The following is a 20,459-nucleotide window of genomic DNA, read 5'->3' as shown; positions in this document are numbered from 1 at the left end:
GCACCCTCCGGTGGCCGCCCGAGCCCGCGGCTGATCGCATCCATCTGCGCCGACGTCAGCACCCCGTCCAGCAGCGCCCGATCCAACGGCGCATGCCACGGCGCCTCCATCGGCGGAACGTCCGCATCCAGCTCCGCGGGAACCTCCTCGGACTGCGCCGTCTCCAGCAGCGACTGCCCCAGCCGCACCTGCCGCGCCGCCTCCCCACGCGAGGTCCCGGCCACCTCCTGCACGAACGCGACCGCGTTGCGGTGACCGCGCTCCTGCGCCAACCCGCCCTGCCCTGCGTCCCGAGACGAACGCGCGGCGACCACCCCGACACCCATCAACCGGCTCCGCTCACCGATCTGCACCAGCTCGGTCGCCGCCTCCACCAGCGCCACCACATCCTCGTCCGACATCCCGAGCACGACCGACGCGTCGCCCGGCGCGGCGGCCGCCGCAGCGGTCACCGCTGCCCGGAACTCATCGAGGAACGTCATACCCCGATCATCCTCCGGGCCACCGACATCCAGACCCCGGAACCCCAGGTCCACCCCCAAAACCAGGAAATCGGTGGATAACTCCCCGAACCGGCTTCCTGTGGACGAGCGTCGGACGCCCGAACCGCCCCGCGTCAGCCGCAGGTGTCGCAGACGCCGGTGCGCGGCAGCACCATGAAGCACGTGGGGCAGACCGCCTCGGCGCGCTCCGGGACGGCCGAGGGGCGCGGCGTCGCCGCCACCCGCGAACCGGCGAACCGCCGAGACGCCGGCCGCTCGGCGCTCGGCCGCGTCTCGGGGTGCGTGACTCCCCACGCGCCCTGGAACCGGCGGCTCGGCCAGCGCTCGGTGTCGCCGGCGAGGCGCACCGCGTCGCTCTCGTTGCGGAACCCGTTCGTGTAGCCCGCGTGCACCTCGAGCGCGGGACCGCTGCGGCGCTCGAGCTTGAAGTAGGTCCGGAATCCGACGATGCCGGCGACATCCGCGCTCTCGACGATGCGGCGCACGAGCGCCTGGTTCGCGGCGGGCGTGCCGTAGCGCTGGAACGCCTCGTCGAGGGTCTCGAACCGGTGCGCGCGCCCCTCCTTGCCGGCGTTGACGGCGACCTCGGGCGATGCAGACATGGTGGGCTCCCTTCCCCACGGTCGACGCTACCCGCGCCGCGCGACCGCGGCGACCACACCGGTGCCTGACCCGGGCTCAGGTTCCGCAGAACGTCCGGTACGGCCCGAACGAGTCCGGCGCCGGCTCGGCAAAGCGCTCGAGCCCGGCACGCTCCTCGAACGGCCGCGCCAGCGCCGACATCAGCCGCTCGAGCGGCCCGAGGTCATCCGCCGTGGCCGCGGTGAGCGCCTCCTCGACCAGGTGGTTCCGCGGGATGTAGACGGGGTTGACGGCGTCCATCGCGTCGGCGTCCGGCTCGAGCGCCGTCCAGCGCGCGAGCCACGCGTCGAAGGCCGCGAGGTCGAGCATCACGCCCCGCGCCTGCTCGGGGCGGCCGCGCGCGGCGTCCGAGAGCCGCCGGAAGAACGACGTGCAGTCCACGCGGCTCTGCTGCATGAGCGCACTCAGGTCGTTGATCACCTCGGCGGCGACCGCCCCGTCCACCGCCTCGGGCAGCCCCAGCTTCGCCCGGAAGCCGGCGGCGAGCGCGGCCCCGTACTGCTCGCGGAAGGCGCCCAGCGCATCCTGCGCCATCTCCACCGCGCGCTCAGGATCGTCGTCGAACAGCGGAAGCAGCGCCTCGGCGAAGCGCGCGAGGTTCCACTCGGCGATGAGCGGCTGGTTGCCGTACGCGTAGCGCCCGTTCACGTCGATCGAGCTGTAGACCGCGCCCGGGTCGAACGCGTCGATGAACGCGCACGGCCCGTAGTCGATCGTCTCGCCTGAGATCGTCATGTTGTCGGTGTTCATGACGCCGTGCACGAAGCCGACGAGCATCCACCGCGCGATCAGCGACGCCTGGGCCGCGACCACCGCCTCGAACAGCGCGAGCGCCGGGTTGTCGGCGCCGGGCAGCTCCGGATGATGGCGCCGGATCGCGTGATCGACGAGCCTCCGCAGCAGCTCGGGATCGCGCATCGCGGCCGCGTACTGGAAGCTCCCGACGCGCAGGTGGCTGCTCGCGACGCGGGTGAGCAGCGCGCCGGGCAGCGCCGTCTCACGGTACACCGTCTGGCCCGTGGCGATCACGGCGAGCGCGCGCGTGGTCGGGATGCCGAGCGCGTGCATGGCCTCGCTGACGATGTACTCGCGCAGCATCGGCCCGAGCGCGGCGAGCCCGTCGCCGGCGCGCGCGAACGGCGTGGGCCCGGAGCCCTTGAGGTGGATGTCGCGCAGGCGGCCTTCGGTGTCGGTCACCTCGCCGAGCAGCAGCGCGCGACCGTCGCCGAGGCGCGGTGAGTACCCGCCGAACTGATGCCCGGCGTATCCCTGTGCGACGGGCGTGGCGCCCTCCGGAACCAGGTTGCCGGTCAGGATGCGCACGCCGTCGGGGCTGCGCAGGATGTCCGGATCCAGCCCGAGCTCGGCAGCCAGCGGCTCGTTCAGCACCAGCAGCCGGGCATCGGGGAACTCCTCGGCCTGCCACGGGATCGCCAGCTCGGGCAGCTCCCGGGCGAAGCGGTTCCCCAGCGAGATCGCGGCATCCAGTCCGACGCTCATGCGCCCACGCTAACCCCGCCGATCGCGCACGAGGGCCGCCCCACCCGTGCACTGGTTGAGCGAGCTCCTCCCCCCTGTGCTGGTTGAGCGAGCTCCCCTATGTGCTGGTTGAGCGAGCGAAGCGAGTCGAAACCCCTGAAGCCCCCGCCGACTCCCACCCCGGTCGTTGAGCGGAGCGAGCGCCAGCGAGCGAAGCCGAAACGGGTTGAGCGAGCGAAGCGAGCCGAAACCGCCCCAACCCTCCCGCGCCCCCTAATACCCCTCCAACGACACAACCCGCTCCCGATCCCACGGCTCCGTCCACCCGAGCCGCTCGAACAGCGCATCCAGCACCATCGCCGTGAACCCCCACACCAGATGCGTCCCGCCCTCATCCGCCACGGTGAACGCGGGCCCGCGCCACTCGCGCCCGTCGCGCCGGATGACGGTCACCCCGCGGTTCGCCGGATCCAGCAGGTCGGCCACCGGCGCCCGGAACACCGCGGACGACTCCCCCTCGTCCATCACGCGCACGGGCGACGGATCCCGCCACCACGCGAGCACGGGCGTCACCAGGTGCCGCGAGAACGCGATCGGCACGGCCGGCAGCGCGCCCAGCACCTCGACACCGGAGGGATCGAGCCCCGTCTCCTCGCGCGCCTCACGCAGCGCCGCGGCTATCGCATCGGCGTCGCCGTCGTCCACGCGCCCGCCCGGAAACGCCACCTGCCCCGGATGCGACCGCAGCGTCGCCGCCCGCGACAGCAGCAGCACATCGAGGTCCCGCGACACCGCCGCGTCGTGCGCAACGCGTTCGCTCGGCACGCGGTCGAGCACCCCGAACAGGATGAGCACCGCCGCCTGCCGCGGATCCTCCGCCGCCGGCAGCTCGAGCAGCCGCGGGTCCCCCGCGCGGGCGAGCGCCGCGAGCTCCTCCCGCGCGCTCCGCGTCGCTCGCCTTGTCAACAGGCCTCCTTGAACGACGAAGGTAGCGGCCCTACAGGTATGGAGACGCCAATGGCTCAATGCTCCTGCAGTAGGCGACGCGACACCCGCGACCAACCGTAGCTACAAGAACCCCTTCTTCCGGCCAGACGACCCGCATACAGAAGGATCAGTGCGGCCGCGCCGTCGGTCCTGCCAGATACACCGCGTGCGTTCCATCGGCGACCACGCCTATGTCCCAGGGGTCCCCTAGTGTGACGACATGACCGAGCTGACACCGGTGAAGCTTCTTGTAGTGGATCTCGACGATACGATCTGGCACTGGTTCGACCCATGGCACAAGTCTTTCAGCGCGTTGCTTGGTGGCCTAGCCCAGCTATCGGGCGTGCCAGAGCCGGAGTTGATAGCTGAGATCCGGACGATTCATCAGCGTCATGGAACCTCCGAGTACTCCTGGCTTGTCGATGAGATGGAGTCGCTTCGCGACGCCGTTCCGGACGGAATGACACCGCGAGATTTCTATGACGACGCGTTGCACGCTCAGAACTCGGCTCGGCGCGAAGCCACGAAGCTCCGCAACGGCGTTCGGCGCACACTCGAGCAAGTTCGCTCGTGTGGCACAAATGTCGTCGCCTACACCGAGTCACTCGAGTTCTGGACCCGCTGGCGAATTCGGACAACAGGCGTGGACGGGTTGCTAGACGCGTATTACTCGTCACCAGACCACGACGCACCAATTGGAATAGACCCGGGAGAACTCCGCCGATTGCCTCACGACGCATACATTCTCAAACACACCGAGCATCGGCACGTGCCGCGCGGAGTACTAAAGCCCTCACCAGTGGTGCTTCAGCAGATCATCACGGACCACGGGGTTCTCCCCGAGCAGACCGTGTACGTAGGCGACACCCTCATCAAGGATGTGGAGATGGCCCAACGCGTCGGCGCGCGCGACGTCTGGGCGGCATACGGAGTGAATCACCACGACACGCGATATGAGTTGCTTCAGCGGGTGTCACATTGGACCGACGAAATGGTAGAAAGAGAGCAAGATCAGCGACCGGGAGTTCAACCGACCCCGACGTTCGTCCTCCACAATAGCTTTGAGGAGTTGCTGAGCATCTTTCAATTCCTCCCAACCACAAAGAGAAGACCGTGAGTAGAATTAGCGCCCATTCGGCCGACCCCGAGCGTTCGCTCGACGTCTGGAAGACGATCGTCGGAGTACAACAACACTTCAACGACATCGGCTGGCGAATACGGTCGCTCGCGATGACAGCGTTGACCTTTACGCTGGGGGCGGCCTTCCTTGGATACCTCAACGCCGATCCACTGCCGTTTGGCGCATTAAGCTTCAGCCCTGGCGCGTTCGTTCCCGTGCTGGGCTTGATGATCTGGCTGCTTTTTTGGTTTGCGGATGGAATTTGGTATCATCGGCTTCTCAAGGGCGCGCAACTTGCAGCGAACTCGATGGAGGAATCGCTCTCTGCTCAGGGAGTCTTCACCACCCTATCCACCGAGATTACTCGCGCCAGCAATGCGAAGTGGGGGCCATTCCAGAAAATGGACTCCGTAAGGAAACTGAATCTATTTTATGGAGCTGGCGCCGCAATATTGTGCCTGGTGGCGATCGGGATTACCCTCCTCACCCTTGAGATCCACACGGCGTGCACCGCGAGTGCGATCTAATGCGCGTCGGAGCTCCAGCGAGCAACGCGCCGAAGTGGACACCAACCTGGCGGCGCGCCGCAGCAACGGCGGACCCGCCGCTCGGATACGCTCGTTTGTCGGGATGTTCGACGACGGCGAGAGACTCCGCTGTATCCGCCCACGCACACCTTGGACTCGCTCGACCTCGACCCGAAGATTGGCTTGGTGAAGTTCGTGCCATCAAGTGACCCTGTGGACTCTGCCGCAAAGCGGAAGGCGCGAGGGGCCTTCTTCACCCCTTCGAGCATTACGACCTATATAGCAGACTGGGCCGTTCGTTCCCACACGGATCGCGTGTTCGAACCGTCGGCGGGCGACGCTGAATTCCTAGTGGCCGCGGTTCGCCGTGCCCTTGTGCTTGCCCCGACGCCCGGAGAATCACCGAGGGTGGACGGCGTTGAAATTCACCAGTCGAGCGCCGAGACCGGCCGGAAGCGGGTGCTCGCGGCCGGCGGCGATCCGCATATTGAGATAAACGACTTCTTCCTGGTCGCGCCGACGGCAACATACGACGCAGTAATCGGCAATCCACCCTACATTCGATATCAGGACTTTTCCGGCGAGTCTCGCACACGATCGCGCGCAGCCGCGTTGCGGGCTGGCGTGGCGCTGTCGGGGCTGGCTTCCAGCTGGGCCGCGTTCACCGTGCACTCAGCGTTGTTCCTACGACCAGGGGGACGGCTGGGTCTAGTTCTCCCCGCCGAACTCCTGTCAGTAAACTATGCAGCCCCGGTGCGTCGTTTCCTGTTCGATCACTTCAGTTCGGTAGAAGTCGTCCTGTTCGATGAGCAGATCTTCCCGGACGCCGAGGCTGACGTGGTCCTGCTCCTCGCCGAAGGATTTCGCGAAGGACCCACGGATCACGCCATCTTCCGACAGACAAAGAATGCCCTTACCCTCCCACAGGCGAGAGAGAGCAATACATGGTCTCCCATTGACCCCTCAGCAAAGTGGACGGGTAGCATCGTTCCAGAATCGGCCACGGCGCCGCTCAGGTCCCTCCATTTTTCCGAGATGTTCGTCGACCTTGAGCAGTGGGGCGATACATCACTAGGGATCGTGACCGGCAACAATCGGTACTTCACACTCTCTCCGGGGAGGGCAAAAGACCTCGGCCTCCATAGCAACGATCTCCTGCGCATATCTCCGCCCGGAAGTTCGCACCTTCGTGGACTTGCGCTGACTCATGAGGAACTGCGTCGCTTGGGGAACGCAGGCAAATCCACTTACCTTTTCGCCCCGCGACGCGCGCTGTCTGACGCAGCTCAGGAATACATCAAAGACGGTGAGCGCACGGGCGTCAATACCGCATACAAGTGCCGCGTGCGCAAGGAATGGTACCGCGTGCCTTTGACTAAGCCTGCAGATCTTTTACTTACCTGCATGAACGCTGACACGCCTCGTCTAACGACCAACGTTGCACGCGCATACCATCTCAACTCCGTGCACGGCGTCTACCTCAAGCCTGAGCTGCGCGCCCTGGGCTCCGATTTGCTTCCGATCGCGAGCCTGAATTCGGTCACACTCCTAAGCGCCGAGATGGTGGGCCGCGCCTACGGCGGTGGAATTCTCAAGCTCGAACCCCGTGAAGCGGACCGCTGGGCCATGCCCTCCCCTCTGCTCATCCAGCGACGCGCTGAAGAACTGCGGGCCTTGAAGCCAGCGATCACTCGCCTCTTGAGGCGAGGGGACCTTCTTGGCGCTGTGGCAATGGTCGATGCGGAGCTGCTTGTGCGGCCAGGCCTCGTCAGTGCGTCAGACCTCGGAAAGGTGCGTATTGCGCACCAGGAGCTCTGGGCTCGACGCACGACGCGTGGTAGTCGAGCCCGGAAGGAACCGCAGACATGACAAGAGTCGACTCCTTCAGTCCTTACGACGCCGAACTTGCGGACGCGGGGCTATCCGAACCTTGGACACACGTGCACGGACGCGCGCCGGTCTACAGACCTGACTATCCGCTCCTCGAGCGCCTTCTTACGATCGCCGTTACCAGCGGCAAGGCGAGCAATGCTGGTGCGCTCGCGAACGGCGTCGACTCCTGGCTTGCGCACGAACTTCGCCGGAGTGGATTCAGCTCAGATGAGGTGTGGCCAAGGGCGTCGCGGCCACGCATCCTGCCGCGCGACGTCGCGGCTCTCCTTTCAAGGTTGCCGGATGAACTCCGAACGCGTGTTACGGAGCGTCTGATTCAGATGCCCTCCGTAGCGCCGACTGACGCGCGGATCCTTGGTCGCGCGTACGAGAAGCAGGTCGACGTTGTCATCTCTCGCTGGGATCGCGGTCCCGAACTGTTGTTGAGCACCAAGACCCAGGTCTCGTCCTTCGGCAAGAATCTCAGCAACAGGTTCGAAGAGGCCTATGGGGACGCGGGAAATCTTAGAAGCCGCCACCCCCTGGCTGCGGTTGGCTTCTTTTTCGTCCAACGGTCGACCATTCTTCGCGATGAGCCTGAGGCGTTCGAACGAACTGTCGACATGATGCGTAAGCTCCGCGACACCTCGGGGCTCAACGGCTACACCGCGACAGCCCTGGCTCTCGCCAGTTGGGGCGATCCTGCGGACGGCGGCGTCAGGATCGATCTAGATCGAGTGCCCGAAGACATCCGCCCGGAGCAGTTCTTCGTCAAGATGATCGATCAGGTGCTCAACGCGACCCCAGTTTCCCAGCACGTTGCGGTTCGAAGCATGCTAGAGCGCCGCCCAATACCGGTCGCCGAGGATGACTCAACCTCCGCGTAAGAGCCACCGTTCACTTGGGGATGCCCCTACCTCCGCTCCAACCCCACGCTCGCCGGCCCCTCCAGCACGTCGCCATCGGGGCTAAATCGCGACCCATGCAGCGGGCAGTCCCACGACCGCTCGGCCGTGTTCCACTCGAGGATCCCGCCCATGTGGGTGCACACCCCCGATACGCGGCACACCACCCCGTCGATCCGCGCCTCCGCCACGGGATGCCGCCCGTCCCGCACGACATGCCCCTCGCCCTCGGCGAGGTCCCCCGATCCGGTCACCGTCCGCACGACCCCGCCAACGAGCGACGCCGCGACGGAGGCCTGGGCCGCCACGAAGTCGACCCCGTCCACAAGCCGCAGATGCGGCGAGCGCAGCGCCTCGGCCCAGGGCACGGGCTCGCGCAGGATGTCGCCCGCGATCGTGAGCGCGGCGGCGGGGGCGTTGGTCATGCCCCACTTGTCGAAGCCGGTGGCGGCGTAGATGCGGCCGTTCGTGCCGGGCATGGCGCCCGCGAAGGGGACGCGGCTCACGGTGCGGTAGTCCTGCGCGGCCCACCAGGTCACGCGCACGGCGCCGGCGAAGTTGTCGCCCGTCCAGTCGTCGAGCTCGCGCAGCAGCCGGTCGGTCTCGCGCTCGCGCCCCGTGGTGAACGCGCCGCCGCCGACCACGAGCAGCTCGCGGCCGTCCTCGCCGCGCGCGGTGCGCAGCGACCGCCCCTCGGGGTCCAGCGAGAGGAACACCCCGCGCGGCAGCGGCCCGACCACGCGGTACGCGGCCACGAGCGAGCGCGACGGGACCAGCCGGGCGAAGAACGCGGCGCGGTCGATCACGGGCGATCCGGTGGTGACGACGAGGGTCTCGGCGTCGAGCTCGCCGGCCGTGGTCTGGACGACCACTCCCCCGTCCTCGACCTCGGCGCCCTGCACGCGGCATCCGGTCACGATGGTCCCGCCGTGCGAGCGGATCTCGGCCGCGAGCTTGGCGAGCAGGCGCATCGGATGGATCTGCGACTGGCCGTGCATGCGCAGCGCGCGCGTCACGGGGTACGGCAGCCCGGCGTCCTGGCCCTGCGCGAGCACATCCACGTCCACGCCGACCGCGGCCATCGCCTCGGCCTCCTGGTCGACGGCCCGCTCGCCCTCGGAGGCGATGGCGTAGGTGACGGCGTCGACCTGCTGGATCGCGTCGTGCTCGCCGGCCAGCTCGCGGCGCACCCAGTCCTGCCCCGCGCGGTTCGCCGCGACGTACGCCTCCAGCGCCTCGAGCCCGGCGTGCGACTGGATCTGCGAGTACACCGATCCCTGCAGCAGGCTCAGCTTCGCGGTGGTGTTGCCGGTGGTGGCGGCGCCGACGTCGCGCCCCTCCAACACGGCGACGCGCTGCCCGCGTCGTGCGAGCAGCGCGCCTGTGGCGAGTCCGGCCAGCCCGGCGCCCGCGATCACCACGTCGGTGTTCGCGGGCGGCTGGGCGTCAGTCTGGATGGGCGGCGACGTCAGCCGCCAGAGGGACTGGGGTGCCGTCATCCGGCTCCCGCGGCCGCGAGCGGCGGCTGGGTGGCCGCGCGCGAGACCCCGCGGCGTCCGCCGGGCGGGAAGTGCGCGATCGGCTTGGGTCGCTCGGCGCGGCTCGCGCTCGCGGCGAGCAGGTCGGCGGCCATGAGCAGCACGCTCTGCATCGAGGTGTGCCTGGTCGTGCCGCGGGCGCCCTGCACCCACACGGCCTCATAGCTCGGCTCGTGGTCGTCCGTCGGGATCTGCTCCACGTACGCGATCACACTGGCTGCATCGCACGACGCCACGCTGCGGTCGCACACACGCCAGGCCCCCTCACCGAGGGGAACGAGCTCGAGTTGGCGATAGTTGTCCATGGTGAGTCACCACCTCCGCATTTAGTGTGCGAAACAAGTGCACCGACTTCCACCGGTTGACACGCGGCGTCAGGCCCGGTAGTGGGTCCAGGCGTCGGTGGCCACGCGTAGGGCCATCCCGTGCTCTACGCCTTCATCGACGAGTCCTACACTGCGGACCGGTACTACGTGGCGGCCGTCGTCGTGAAGGAAGAGCACCTCGGCACGGTCAGCCGCGCGCTCACGGAAGCTCGAGCGTATGCGAAGACGTTCGGCGTCGACGAGGCCCAGATCGAGTTCCACGCTCACGCGCTGATGACCGGACGCAGCGGATGGGAACCAGTGCGCGGCAAGACCCGCGCCGCGCTCGCGATCTACCGCGACGCCCTGACCCGCATGGCCCGACTGCCGGCGACGTTGATCATCCGAGGCGTCGATATCCCCCGGCTGCACGCGCGTTACCGGTATCCGCAGCGCCCGCACGAGCTGACGTTGCGTCACCTTCTCGAGCGAATCGACGACCTCGCGCGCTCGCGTGGCGATGTCGTGACCGTGATCGCCGACGAGATCCAGGATCAGGCGGATCACATCGCGCGCGCCGCCTGGTACCAGCAGAACGGGACGGGTGGATCGCGCTCGAGTCGGCTTGCGCAGATCCAGATGCCGATCGTGTTCGGGTCCTCAGCGGAGTCTCCAGGCATCCAGCTCGCCGATCTGGCGGTCTACCTATACCGACGCCTGGACGCTCACACCGAGACGCATCCGCGGACGGCACGCGAGGTGGAACGCCTCTGGAAGCTCCTGCAGCCGATCTGCCGACACGCCTCACGGTGGGATCCGTAGAAGCACGAAAGCCCCGCGATGCGGGGCCTCCGGCGGACAACGCTCCGGTAACCGGCTCGTCGTCCTTCGACGTTAACACGAATCCCGGACATTGCGGCGTGTCCTGCCGCGATTCATCGGTTCGGATGCTCGCTGACCGAGGGTCGAGCCCCTTTCGGGCGCCCCCGATTGGGCGGACGATGGTGACCAACCGACCCTTCCGCATCAGGAGGCGGACATGAGCACCACGGACGACCCTCGCAACGACCACTACTTCACCTCGCCTGAGCGCATCCAGCGCCACCTGCCGGGCCCGGATGACGTGGACTACGGCTCCTCCCGACATTGGGGCCTGCCCGTCCCCGCCGATGCGTTCCGTCCGGGCGAGTGGGTCGACGACGACCCGCGCGAGGGTCCGCACTGGCGCTGGACGCCCACCGGGACCGAGGGCGGCGAGTTCCACCTCGACACGATCGTGCCGTCGGCGGACACCCGGGGTCAGCCGGGCCGTTCCATCCACGACCCGGAGGGCGGACACTGAAGGCAGAGCTCATCACATCCCCACCACGAACAGGAGGCGGACATGAGCACCGAGGAGAAGGACGCACGGCGACCGCACCGCTTCGGGGACGACCCCGACGAGGTCATGATCGAGACGCAGGCCGGGCTGGCCGCGGCGGGCCTGCCGCCCGGGATCCCGCCGGTGCCGCCCGTGGGACACAACCCCGGGCCCGACGACGTGATGTACATCGGCGAGAACATGGGCACGATGCCGCACTCCGCGGAGGAGTACCGCCCCGCCGAGGTGGATGAGCCCGACACCCGGCACGCCCCGGGCCACTGGGTGCCGAGCGGCATCGGCGAGAGCGGCCGGATCGTCGAGGAGTACATCCCCGGCGCCGACGCGCGCGCCGCCGGCCGCTCGGGCCACCTCGACGGCCCCGCCGACGTGCACAACGTCATCCACCCGCACGTCGGCGCCGTGCGCGAGGACCTCAACCTCGCCACGCCGTCGCAGCGCGTGCAGGGCCTGATCGTGCAGATGGAGGCCGATCTCGCCACCCGCCGGCTCGCGCCGGAGGCAGTGCAGTACGTGCTCGAGGAGCGCCTCGCGCAGGCCGGCATCGAGGCGGACGACGACGAGATCCAGCGGCTGGTGGAGCAGATCACCTCGGAGGCCGCGCCGACCGACGTCGAGCACGGGGAGCCGGGCGCCAGCCGGCGCCTGTGACCCCGGGCGTCCGGCGCCGGGACCGGGCCGGGCGCGGGGATCGCCCGACGGCGTGCGGACCCGCGCCTAGGGCCCTCCCGCGCCCGCGTCAACCCCGTTCAGTGCGCGCCGACTGCGGCGGACGATGGGCTCGAACCCATCCCATCCACGAGCAGGAGGCGGACATGAGCACGTACGACGACCAGCCCGACACCCAGGGCACCGACCCCCTCGACGCGGAGCTCGGCGAGGAGGGCCAGGGCGATCTGACCCGGGAGGACGTGCCGGAGCGGTCGGACCAGATCGGCGCCTCGATCATCAACGAGGACCAGGCCCTCGGCGGGCCCGTGCTGACCACCTCGCCCGACCGCGAGGCGGGCCTCGCACCGGGCCCGGATGACGTGATCTACGAGGGCGACAACGTCGACACCACGCCGTACCCCGCCGACGACTTCCGCCCGGATCCGGATGAGCTCGCCGCCCCGGATGCGACCGGCGGCAGCAGCCTCGAGCAGGGCATGGACCCCTCGCACGCGACCGACGGATGGACGCCGGACGCCCCCGAGACCGAGCAGGGCACGGGCGGCGGCGCCGCGGGCACGGTGCCCGCCGGACGCGAGGGCGCCGACTCGGGGGCGGTGGACAGCGTGAGCGTCGAGGGCACCTCGAGCCCCGACGTCGAGCGCTCGAGCCAGAACGACATCGCGGGCGTCGGCCCGGCCTCGGGTAGCGACGCGGCGTCGGGCGGCGGCGAGGCCGCTCCGTCGGGCTACGAGCCGTCGGGCGCCAATGCCGCGGCGGAGCCCGGCTCCGACCCGCAGGCCGTCGAGGACGCCCCGACCCAGCACGGCTCGGCCGATCCGAGCATCGCGGGCGTTCCGGATGCCGTCGGCCCGGGCGGCAGCGGGGTGCAGACCGGGCACGCGGCAGGACCTCAACGACGCCACGATCGCGCAGCAGGTGCAGGGCATCGTCGTGCAGATGCAGGGCGACCTCGGGACCGACCGCCTCGCGGAGTCGGAGGTGCAGCACGTGCTGGAGGAGCGGCTGACCCAGGCGGGCATCAGCGCCGACGTCGAGCAGATCGAGCAGCTCTCGCGCCAGATCGTGTCGGGCAGCGCCCCGACGGACGTCGACGAGGGCGAGCCCGGCACGAGCAGCAGCCTGTGAGACCGGCCCGGCGGGCGGGGATCGAAACGGCGCTTCCTTCTCCCCGCCCGTCGGTGCCTTGACTCGGGGCGCCACGCCCCGCCGGATCCCGGGCGGACCCCGGGCGAACACGAAGGGGACGACATGAGCACTCCCGACCAGGACGCGGACACCCCGCGCGAGGGGTACGGCGTCGAGCGACCGGACGAGCAGTACCGCGGCCGGCAGGACGAGGCCGAGCAGTGGGGACCGCCCGACAGCGAGTCTCCGCAGAATCCGAGTGAGGGCTATGGCGTCGAGCGCACCGACGACCGCCTCGCCGACGAGGCCTCGGAGGAGGCGTTCGTGGAGGACTCGTCCGACGAGGACGCGGAGAAGTCGTTCGGCCTGCCGCAGGAGTCGGCCGACGGCCAGTCGGCGGACGCCGGCTCGTACGCGCAGTCGGAGCTGCCGGACTCGGACGAGCCGTTCTCGCGCTCGGCGGACTGAGCGCGGGCGTTTCGTCTCCGGCTCCTTCGTCGCCTCCGCTCAACGACCGGAGGACATGCGCGGGTCGTTGAGCGGAGCGAAGCGGAGACGAAACGCCTTGAAGCCCCGCGCCTAGACTGGAACCCATGTCCCACAACGCTTCCGAGGCGACGGCCGGCGTGCGTCCGCCCCGCATCACCGTGCTCGACATCCTGCGATTCGCGTCGGAGCTGGTGGCGATCGCGAGCCTCGCGGTGTGGGGCTTCGCGGCGTGGGACTTCCCGTGGAACATCGTCTTCGGCCTCGGCGCGCCCGCCCTCGCCATCCTGGTGTGGGCCCTGTTCGTCTCACCCAAGGCCGTGTTCTCGGTGCACCCGTTCATCCGGGCGCTCGTCGAACTGCTGGTGTTCCTGTCGGCGACGCTCGCCTGGTGGGCGCTCGGTCAGCCGTGGCTGGGCCTCGGCATCGGCGTTGCCAGCGTCGTGATCGGCGTGCTGCACGGCCGTCGCGAGCTGGCCGCGTAAGCCGTGACCGACATCCTCGAGCTGCTGCGCGCCGAGCTCGGATCCCTCGTCGACACCTCTCCCGCCGCGCTCGACGACGCGCGCGCCGACAAGTCGGGGCACCGCGCGGCGGCTCCCCCGATCGCGGTCGTGCACGCCGAGTCGGTCGCGCACGTGCAGGCGACCCTGCGCATCGCGAGCGCGACCGGCACGCCGGTCGTCACGCGCGGCGCGGGCACCGGGCTCGCGGGCGCCGCCAACGCCGGCGGCGGCGAGATCGCGCTCTCGGTGCGCCGGATGACGCGCATCCTCGAGGTCTCGCCCGACGACCTGCTCGCGGTGGTCGAGCCGGGCATCCTCAACGCCGAGCTCAACGCGCACCTCGCGCAGCACGGCCTGTGGTGGGCGCCCGACCCGGCCAGCCGCGACATCTCGACCGTGGGCGGCAACATCGCCACGGGCGCCGGCGGCCTGCTGTGCGCCAAATACGGCGTCGTGCGCGACGCGGTGCTCGGCGTCGATGTCGTGCTCGCCGACGGGCGCCTCATCCGGATGGGCCACCGCAGCGTCAAGGGCGTCACCGGCCTCGACCTCACGTCGCTCATGATCGGCTCCGAGGGCACGCTCGGCGTGATCGTCGGCGCGACCCTGAAGCTGCGGCGCCTCGTGCCCGGCACGGTGTGCACGATCGCGGCGACGTTCCCGACCGTCCGCGCGGCCGCGGCCGCGTCGTCGGCCGTCACAGCCTCGGGCATCCAGCCGTCGATCATGGAGCTGATGGACGCCACGAGCCTCGCGGCCGTCCACCGCCTGCTCGCGCTGCCGGCCCCGACGCCCGGCGCCTCGCAGCTGACCATCCAGACCGACGGGCCCGCCGCGGCGGCCGAGGCGGACGCGATCGCCGAGGTGCTGCGCGCGTCCGGCGGCACCGTGGCGCTGACGCACGACCGCGCCGAGGGCGAGCGCCTGCTCGCCATCCGCCGCGCCATGCACCCGGCCATGGAGTCGCTCGGCAACGCCCTGATCGAGGACGTCTCGGTGCCGCGGTCGCAGATGGCCGCGATGTTCGACGAGATCGCGCGCGTCGAGCGCGAGCACGGCGTCGCCATCCCGACCGTCGCGCATGCGGGCGACGGCAACCTGCACCCGAACTTCGTGTTCCAGGGCGAGGACGTGCCTCAGCTCATCTGGGACGCGGCCGACGACCTGTTCCGCGCGGCGATCCGCCTGGGCGGCACGCTCACAGGCGAGCACGGCATCGGCCTGCTCAAGCGCCGCTGGCTCGCGGACGAGCTGGGCGACGATCAGTGGCGCCTGCAGCGCGACATCGCCCGCGTCTTCGACCCGCAGGGCATCCTCAACCCCGGGAAGGTGTTCGAGGAGCGCTGAGGGGGTCGCCCCCCCTGTGGTGGTTGAGCGACGAGCGCCAGCGAGGAGTCGAAACCGCCCGGACCGTCCCGCGACGGTGTGCGCCGCGGGGAGGCTCAGCGGGTTTCGACTCGCTTCGCTCGCTCAACCACCACGGGGCGGGCTTCGACTCCGCTCAACGACCGGGGGTACGGCTTACAGGCCCTGCCAGGCGGGCTTGTTGGCGTAGGTGTAGCGGTAGTAGTCGGCGTGCGCGAGGCGCGAGGCGGCCGCCTCGTCGACCACGACCGTGACGTGCGGGTGCAGCTGGATCGCCGAACCGGGCAGCGACGCCGTGACCGGACCCTCGACCGCGCCGGCGACCGCCTCGGCCTTGCCCTCGCCGAACGCGAGCAGCACGAGGTGACGCGCCTCGAGGATGGTGCCGAGGCCCTGCGTGATGCAGTGCATCGGCACGTCGTCGATCGAGTCGAAGAAGCGGGCGTTGTCCTCGCGGGTCTGCTGCGTCAGGGTCTTGACGCGCGTGCGCGACGCGAACGACGAGCCGGGCTCGTTGAAGCCGATGTGGCCGTCGGTGCCGATGCCGAGGATCTGCAGGTCGACGCCGCCGGCCTCCGCGATGGCGGCCTCGTAGTCCTCGCCGTGGTGCTCGATGCCCTCGAGCGAGCCGTCCGGCACGCGGATGCGGGCGGGGTCCAGGCCGAGGGGATCGACGACCTCGCGCGTGATGACCGAGCGGTAGCTCTCGGGGTGCGCCGGGTCGATGCCGACGTACTCGTCCAGGGCGAAGCCGCGCACCTGCGACAGGTCCACGCCCTCGAGGCGCGGGCGCAGGGCCTCGTAGACCGGGAGCGGCGTCGATCCGGTGGCCAGGCCGAGGACGGCGTCGGGGCGGCGCGCGATGAGCTTCGCGATCTCGTCGGCGACGAGCTCTCCGGCGGCGGTCTTGTTCGGGACGATGACGATCTCAGCCATGCAGCACGTCTCTTTCGGGTGGGGATGACGCGAGCCGAGCGCCCGGCGCGCACGCCCCGATCCTAGGGCGGAGGCGCACGCGTGTCCCGTTCGCGGCCGTCCGGATGATCGAACGCAAGCCGCCGCGCAACCCCCTGCTGCGCCTCGCGCGCCGGTGTTAGCGTCGCGCACATGCCTCTCGCACTGCTGCCGTGGCCCGCATCCGTGACCGTCGTCGAGGGCCCGCCGCTGCGGACCGCACCGGGGTCACGGCGCGAGATCGCCGACCGGCTGGCGGATCGGGCGGAGCTCACGTTCGCCGAGGGGCACGGGTTCGAGGGATACCTGCTGCTCGTGAGCGCGAACGGCGTGCGCGTCGAGACCTCCACGCAGGCGGGCGCGTTCTACGCGCGGCAGACCCTCGCGCAGCTGATCGAGTTCGACGAGCAGGGCCCGCTGCTGCCGGCGGTCGAGATCCGCGACGCCCCGCGGTTCGCCTACCGCGGGCTGATGCTCGACGTCGTGCGGCACTTCCATCCGGTCGAGACGGTCGAGGCCGTGATCGACCGCGCCGCGTCGCTCAAGCTCAACGCGCTGCACCTGCACCTCACCGACGACCAGGGCTGGCGGCTGCAGCTGCGTTCGCATCCCGAGCTCGCCGAGCACGGCTCGGGCAGCGAGCTGGGCGGCGGCCCCGGCGGCTCCTACACGCTCGAGGACTGGCGGCGCATCGTCGACTACGCCGCCACCCGCCACATGATCGTGGTGCCCGAGTTCGACCTGCCCGGCCACACGCACGCCGTCGGCCTCAGTCACCCGGAGCTCGTCGCCGACCCCGTGATCACGGACGAGGTGCGCCGCGCCGCCGAGGAGTCCGGCGGCGGGCTGCCCGAGGCCGGCTCGCCGTACACGGGCACGGCGGTGGGCTTCTCGTCGCTGCGGCGCGACGCCGAGGGCCTCGAGGATCTCCTGCGCGACGTGCTCGGCGAGATCGCCGCCGCGACGCCCGGCCCCTACCTGCACTTCGGCGGCGACGAGGCGCTCGGCACCGACCCCGCCGACTTCGGCGCGGTCGTGAAGCTCGCGGCGGGCATCGTCGCCGAGAACGGCAAGACCCCGATCGCGTGGCACGAGGCGAGCGCCGCCGACCTGCCGCGCGGTTCCGTCGCGCAGTACTGGGGCTTCCGCACGCCAGGCAACGAGCAGGCCGAGCGCGCCCGCGCGTTCGTCGAGCGCGGCGGCCGGCTCATCCTGTCGCCCGCCGACGCGATCTACCTCGACATGAAGTACGACGCCGAGACGCGCATCGGGCTGACCTGGGCCGACGGCCCGACCAGCGTCGAGCGCTCGTACGCGTGGGACCCGGCGGCCGTGATCCCGGATGTGCCGGAGTCGGCGATCCTGGGCGTCGAAGCATGCCTGTGGAGCGAGACCGTCGCGGACCTCGCGGACATCGACACCCTGATGTTCCCGCGCGTGGGTTCGGCGGCTGAGGCCGGATGGTCGGCCCCCGCCGGCACCGAGCAGCGCACATGGGAGTCGTTCCGCGAGCGCGTCGCGGGCCTCGGACCGGCATGGGCCGAGGCGGCGATCGCGTTCCACCGCAGCCCCGAGATCGACTGGCGCTGAGCCTCGGGCGAGCCCGCTGACCGGGCCCGGATCGGCGGATGCCCAGCGCATCGTAGTGACTTCGTAACGAATCCCGCCGCCCGGGCGCGTCGCCCGACCGTACCCTGATATGACGGCTCATTCTGCCGACTCGGCTTGTCGAGCCAACCAGGGGGTTAATCGTGACGGACGTGGCGACCAGGCCGGAGGGCACCACTGACGACGGCGGTGATGCCGCCGCCACCGCCGTGATCGCGGAGCAGCCGCGCGTCGAATGGGCGCCGGCCGAGCCGCAGAAGAAGCGTCGGCTGGGTCTCTGGCTGGGCCTCGGCATCCCGACCGGCGTCGTCGCCGCGGGCGCTGTCGCCGCCTCGCTCGTCCTGATCGCGCCCGGCGTGACCGCCGCGGGCGTGCCCGTCGGCGGCATGACGCCCGGCGCGGCCGCCGAGGCGATCAGCGCCGAGCTCGCCTCGACCGAGTTCACGGTCGGCGACGCCACCCTCACGGGCGAGGAGCTGGGCCTGTCGATCGACGCCCAGGCGCTCGCATCCGAGACGTTCGACACCTACCCCGCCTGGAACCTCGGCGCGTGGGGCACCGGCGAGACCGCCGCGGCCGTCACGATCGACGCCGAGCAGGCCGCCGTCGCGCTGCGCGAGGCGCTGCCCGCGATGTACACCGACTCCGTCAACGCGCAGGTCGTGCTCGACGAGGAGAGCGGCCGCTTCACCGTCACGCCCTCGGAGCCCGGCCAGGGCATCGACGTCGAGGCGATCGCCGCGAGCGCCACCGACGCGATCGCCGCCGGCACCACGACCATCGAGCCGCAGCAGACCGAGGTCGAGGCCGCCGCCACGACCGAGGAGGCCGAGGCCTTCGCCGCGAAGCTCAACGAGCAGGCCGACACGGCCGGCTTCTACCTGCAGGACGAGCGCGCGCACGGCGTGCCGCTGCGCACGATCGCCGGCTGGATGGACATCCAGGCCGACCCGACGACGGGAGACTTCGTCGTCACGCCCGACGTCGCCGCGATCGACGAGGCCATCAAGAACCTGCCCGAGCAGGTCAACCAGGACGTCGTCGACGAGAAGGTCGTCACCAACTCGGCGGGCGAGCACCTGCGCGTGATCCAGGAGGGCCAGGACGGCTTCGGCATCACGTCGACCGACGGCGTCTCGGGCCAGATCGCGGACTCGCTCAAGGGCGGCGACCTGCGCTTCGAGCTCGAGGGCGAGGTGGTGAAGTTCCAGACCCAGGAGCTGTTCCGCCGCGTCGAGGTCGACAAGAGCGCCGGCATGACCTACATGTACGAGAACGAGAAGCTGGTGGCCTCGTACGCGGTCGCGATCGGCCGCGGCGGCGTGCACGACGGCATCCAGACCGAGACGCAGACCGGCCACTTCACGGTCTACGGCCAGCTGACCAGCCAGGACATGGGCTCCTGCAACCCGGACGGCACCGTCAAGGAGGGCGGCAAGTTCGGCTACTGCACCGCGGACGTCCCTCACGTCACCTACTTCAACGGCGACCAGGGCTTCCACGGCACCTACTGGCACAACAACTTCGGCGCCGGCGCCCGCATGAGCCACGGCTGCGTCAACATGACCCGCGCGGCCGCCGAGCACATGTACTACTTCGCGCAGACCGGCACCGAGGTGTGGGTGCACGACTGAGCGGATCGTCATCCGGGAGTTCCCGGATGCACGTGCCCACCCGAGCGGTTAGCCTGACGATATGACGCTGAACCTGGTCGAGCTCTCGCCCGCGACGATCGTCGCGGTCAACACCATGTCGCTGAAGCCCGGCCAGGAGGAGTTCCTCGCCCCGATCTCGTACAGCATCGCCGCCACGGTGATCGACCCCGCCAAGGCGTGGCAGCGCGTGGCCGTCGACGGCGACGAGGTCGTCGGCTTCATCAGCGCGAGCTTCGACGAGGACGCACCGCACGAGCACTTCAAGTCGGTGCTGCTGCGCATCAACGTCGACGCCGACGACCAGGGACGCGGCATCGGCCGCTTCCTGGTCGAGGCGCTGGTCGACGAGGTCCGCCGTCGCGGCCTCGACCACATCACGGTCATGTACGAGGCCGGTGAGGGCGGACCCGAGGCGTTCTTCCACCGTGTCGGCTTCACACCCGTGGGTGAGACGGAGTACGGTGAGGTGGTGGCCGAGATCCGCGTCTGATCGACGCGCCTGCCACGGGGGAACACACGCTTTTCGACTGAATCGTCGGCGCCGCCAAAGACGTCTGCGCTGAATCATGCCGGCGGCGGGGTCTCGAATCCCCCTCCCCCATCGAGACCCCGTCGCCATCCTCTTTTTCAGAAGCGGTCGCACGCGTGCGGGCGCCCCTTCGGGGGCCCTTCGCGAGCGAGAACGTCGCTGACGCTCCGTTCGGCAGCGCTTCGCTCGCACGACGGTAGATGTGGGATCTGGGTGTGGTCGTTGAGCGACGAGCGCCAGCGAGGAGTCGAAACGGCGCCGAACCGACCCAGCCGACCGGGGACGCTCAGTCACGTT

21 protein-coding genes and 1 pseudogene are annotated in these 20,459 nt (G+C 69.9%); 14 read left to right on the top strand and 8 right to left on the bottom strand.

What is annotated here, in order from left to right; translation table 11 throughout:
* From ASD19_RS10895 to ASD19_RS10880, 4 genes and pseudogenes are all read right to left on the bottom strand, one after another.
* A pseudogene (locus tag ASD19_RS10895) lies at window positions 1-482 on the bottom strand (HNH endonuclease signature motif containing protein); the annotation flags it as partial.
* Window positions 483-616: 134 nt separating this feature from the next.
* The gene (locus ASD19_RS10890) at window positions 617-1,105 is read right to left on the bottom strand and encodes a hypothetical protein (protein ID WP_055992481.1); all 489 of its coding nucleotides are present in this window, start codon (window positions 1,103-1,105) and stop codon (window positions 617-619) included.
* A gap of 76 nt (window positions 1,106-1,181) precedes the next feature.
* Entirely contained in the window at window positions 1,182-2,645 is a 1,464-nt protein-coding gene (locus ASD19_RS10885) for a protein adenylyltransferase SelO (RefSeq protein ID WP_055992478.1), read from the bottom strand.
* Between the two features lie 252 nt (window positions 2,646-2,897).
* Entirely contained in the window at window positions 2,898-3,590 is a 693-nt protein-coding gene (locus tag ASD19_RS10880; RefSeq protein ID WP_055992475.1) for an NUDIX hydrolase, read from the bottom strand.
* Window positions 3,591-3,831: 241 nt separating this feature from the next.
* Between ASD19_RS10880 and ASD19_RS10875 the strand changes: the two genes are divergently transcribed.
* The 4 genes from ASD19_RS10875 (at window position 3,832) to ASD19_RS10865 (ending at window position 8,017) form a co-directional block, all read left to right on the top strand.
* Window positions 3,832-4,728, top strand: coding sequence for an HAD family hydrolase (locus tag ASD19_RS10875; protein WP_055992472.1), 897 nt, complete (start codon window positions 3,832-3,834; stop codon window positions 4,726-4,728).
* On the top strand, window positions 4,725-5,258 hold the full coding sequence (locus ASD19_RS10870) for a hypothetical protein (protein ID WP_055992469.1): 534 nt from the start codon (window positions 4,725-4,727) through the stop codon (window positions 5,256-5,258). Before ASD19_RS10875 ends, ASD19_RS10870 begins: the two co-directional genes overlap by 4 nt.
* Before the next feature lie 186 nt (window positions 5,259-5,444).
* Window positions 5,445-7,127 carry an HsdM family class I SAM-dependent methyltransferase gene (locus ASD19_RS14115; RefSeq protein ID WP_156377185.1) on the top strand — a complete coding sequence of 561 codons (1,683 nt, stop codon included), beginning with the start codon at window positions 5,445-5,447 and terminating at the stop codon, window positions 7,125-7,127.
* Window positions 7,124-8,017: a hypothetical protein gene (locus tag ASD19_RS10865; protein ID WP_055992466.1), complete on the top strand. Its 894-nt coding sequence runs from the start codon at window positions 7,124-7,126 to the stop codon at window positions 8,015-8,017. Before ASD19_RS14115 ends, ASD19_RS10865 begins: the two co-directional genes overlap by 4 nt.
* A 26-nt stretch (window positions 8,018-8,043) precedes the next feature.
* Here the strand turns inward: ASD19_RS10865 and ASD19_RS10860 are convergent, their stop codons facing one another.
* A complete protein-coding gene (locus ASD19_RS10860) occupies window positions 8,044-9,534 on the bottom strand; it encodes an FAD-dependent oxidoreductase (RefSeq protein WP_235563033.1) in 1,491 nt (496 codons plus the stop codon).
* Entirely contained in the window at window positions 9,531-9,785 is a 255-nt protein-coding gene (locus ASD19_RS10855) for a hypothetical protein (protein WP_055992463.1), read from the bottom strand. Before ASD19_RS10855 ends, ASD19_RS10860 begins: the two co-directional genes overlap by 4 nt.
* 213 nt (window positions 9,786-9,998) lie before the next feature.
* Between ASD19_RS10855 and ASD19_RS10850 the strand changes: the two genes are divergently transcribed.
* The 3 genes from ASD19_RS10850 to ASD19_RS10840 all read left to right on the top strand — a co-directional run bounded on the left by ASD19_RS10850 (window position 9,999) and on the right by ASD19_RS10840 (window position 11,910).
* Window positions 9,999-10,700 carry a DUF3800 domain-containing protein gene (locus ASD19_RS10850; protein ID WP_055992460.1) on the top strand — a complete coding sequence of 234 codons (702 nt, stop codon included), beginning with the start codon at window positions 9,999-10,001 and terminating at the stop codon, window positions 10,698-10,700.
* A 217-nt stretch (window positions 10,701-10,917) separates the two neighbouring features.
* Window positions 10,918-11,220, top strand: a complete 303-nt coding sequence (locus ASD19_RS10845) for a hypothetical protein (protein WP_055992457.1) — start codon at window positions 10,918-10,920, stop codon at window positions 11,218-11,220.
* Window positions 11,221-11,262: 42 nt separating this feature from the next.
* On the top strand, window positions 11,263-11,910 hold the full coding sequence (locus tag ASD19_RS10840) for a hypothetical protein (protein WP_055992454.1): 648 nt from the start codon (window positions 11,263-11,265) through the stop codon (window positions 11,908-11,910).
* 385 nt (window positions 11,911-12,295) lie between these two features.
* Here the strand turns inward: ASD19_RS10840 and ASD19_RS14430 are convergent, their stop codons facing one another.
* Window positions 12,296-12,592, bottom strand: coding sequence for a hypothetical protein (locus ASD19_RS14430; RefSeq protein ID WP_156377181.1), 297 nt, complete (start codon window positions 12,590-12,592; stop codon window positions 12,296-12,298).
* 179 nt (window positions 12,593-12,771) lie between these two features.
* On the opposite strand from ASD19_RS14430, the gene ASD19_RS10830 reads away from it, so the two are divergent.
* The 4 genes from ASD19_RS10830 to ASD19_RS10815 all read left to right on the top strand — a co-directional run bounded on the left by ASD19_RS10830 (window position 12,772) and on the right by ASD19_RS10815 (window position 15,398).
* Window positions 12,772-13,059 carry a hypothetical protein gene (locus tag ASD19_RS10830; protein WP_055992448.1) on the top strand — a complete coding sequence of 96 codons (288 nt, stop codon included), beginning with the start codon at window positions 12,772-12,774 and terminating at the stop codon, window positions 13,057-13,059.
* Window positions 13,060-13,182: 123 nt separating this feature from the next.
* Complete coding sequence (locus ASD19_RS10825; protein ID WP_055992445.1) at window positions 13,183-13,527, top strand: hypothetical protein; 345 nt, start codon at window positions 13,183-13,185, stop codon at window positions 13,525-13,527.
* A 125-nt stretch (window positions 13,528-13,652) separates the two neighbouring features.
* Entirely contained in the window at window positions 13,653-14,030 is a 378-nt protein-coding gene (locus ASD19_RS10820) for a YrdB family protein (RefSeq protein ID WP_055992441.1), read from the top strand.
* 3 nt (window positions 14,031-14,033) lie between these two features.
* Window positions 14,034-15,398, top strand: a complete 1,365-nt coding sequence (locus ASD19_RS10815; RefSeq protein WP_055992438.1) for an FAD-binding oxidoreductase — start codon at window positions 14,034-14,036, stop codon at window positions 15,396-15,398.
* A 174-nt stretch (window positions 15,399-15,572) separates the two neighbouring features.
* Here ASD19_RS10815 and nagB read toward each other — a convergent pair whose 3' ends face one another.
* Window positions 15,573-16,352 (bottom strand): glucosamine-6-phosphate deaminase, encoded by a 780-nt coding sequence (gene nagB / locus ASD19_RS10810; RefSeq protein WP_055992435.1) that lies wholly within the window; start codon window positions 16,350-16,352, stop codon window positions 15,573-15,575.
* Between the two features lie 171 nt (window positions 16,353-16,523).
* On the opposite strand from nagB, the gene ASD19_RS10805 reads away from it, so the two are divergent.
* From ASD19_RS10805 to ASD19_RS10795, 3 genes are all read left to right on the top strand, one after another.
* Complete coding sequence (locus tag ASD19_RS10805) at window positions 16,524-17,960, top strand: family 20 glycosylhydrolase (RefSeq protein ID WP_055992433.1); 1,437 nt, start codon at window positions 16,524-16,526, stop codon at window positions 17,958-17,960.
* A 170-nt stretch (window positions 17,961-18,130) separates the two neighbouring features.
* Window positions 18,131-19,612, top strand: a complete 1,482-nt coding sequence (locus ASD19_RS10800) for a L,D-transpeptidase family protein (RefSeq protein WP_156377180.1) — start codon at window positions 18,131-18,133, stop codon at window positions 19,610-19,612.
* Window positions 19,613-19,673: 61 nt separating this feature from the next.
* Window positions 19,674-20,123, top strand: coding sequence for a GNAT family N-acetyltransferase (locus ASD19_RS10795; protein WP_055992427.1), 450 nt, complete (start codon window positions 19,674-19,676; stop codon window positions 20,121-20,123).
* Window positions 20,124-20,459: the final 336 nt, after the last annotated feature.

It is taken from the genome of Microbacterium sp. Root53, from assembly GCF_001426925.1.
Lineage (GTDB): Bacteria > Actinomycetota > Actinomycetes > Actinomycetales > Microbacteriaceae > Microbacterium.
Note: the sequence above shows the minus strand (reverse complement) of the source record. Positions and strands in the feature narration are given on the sequence as shown.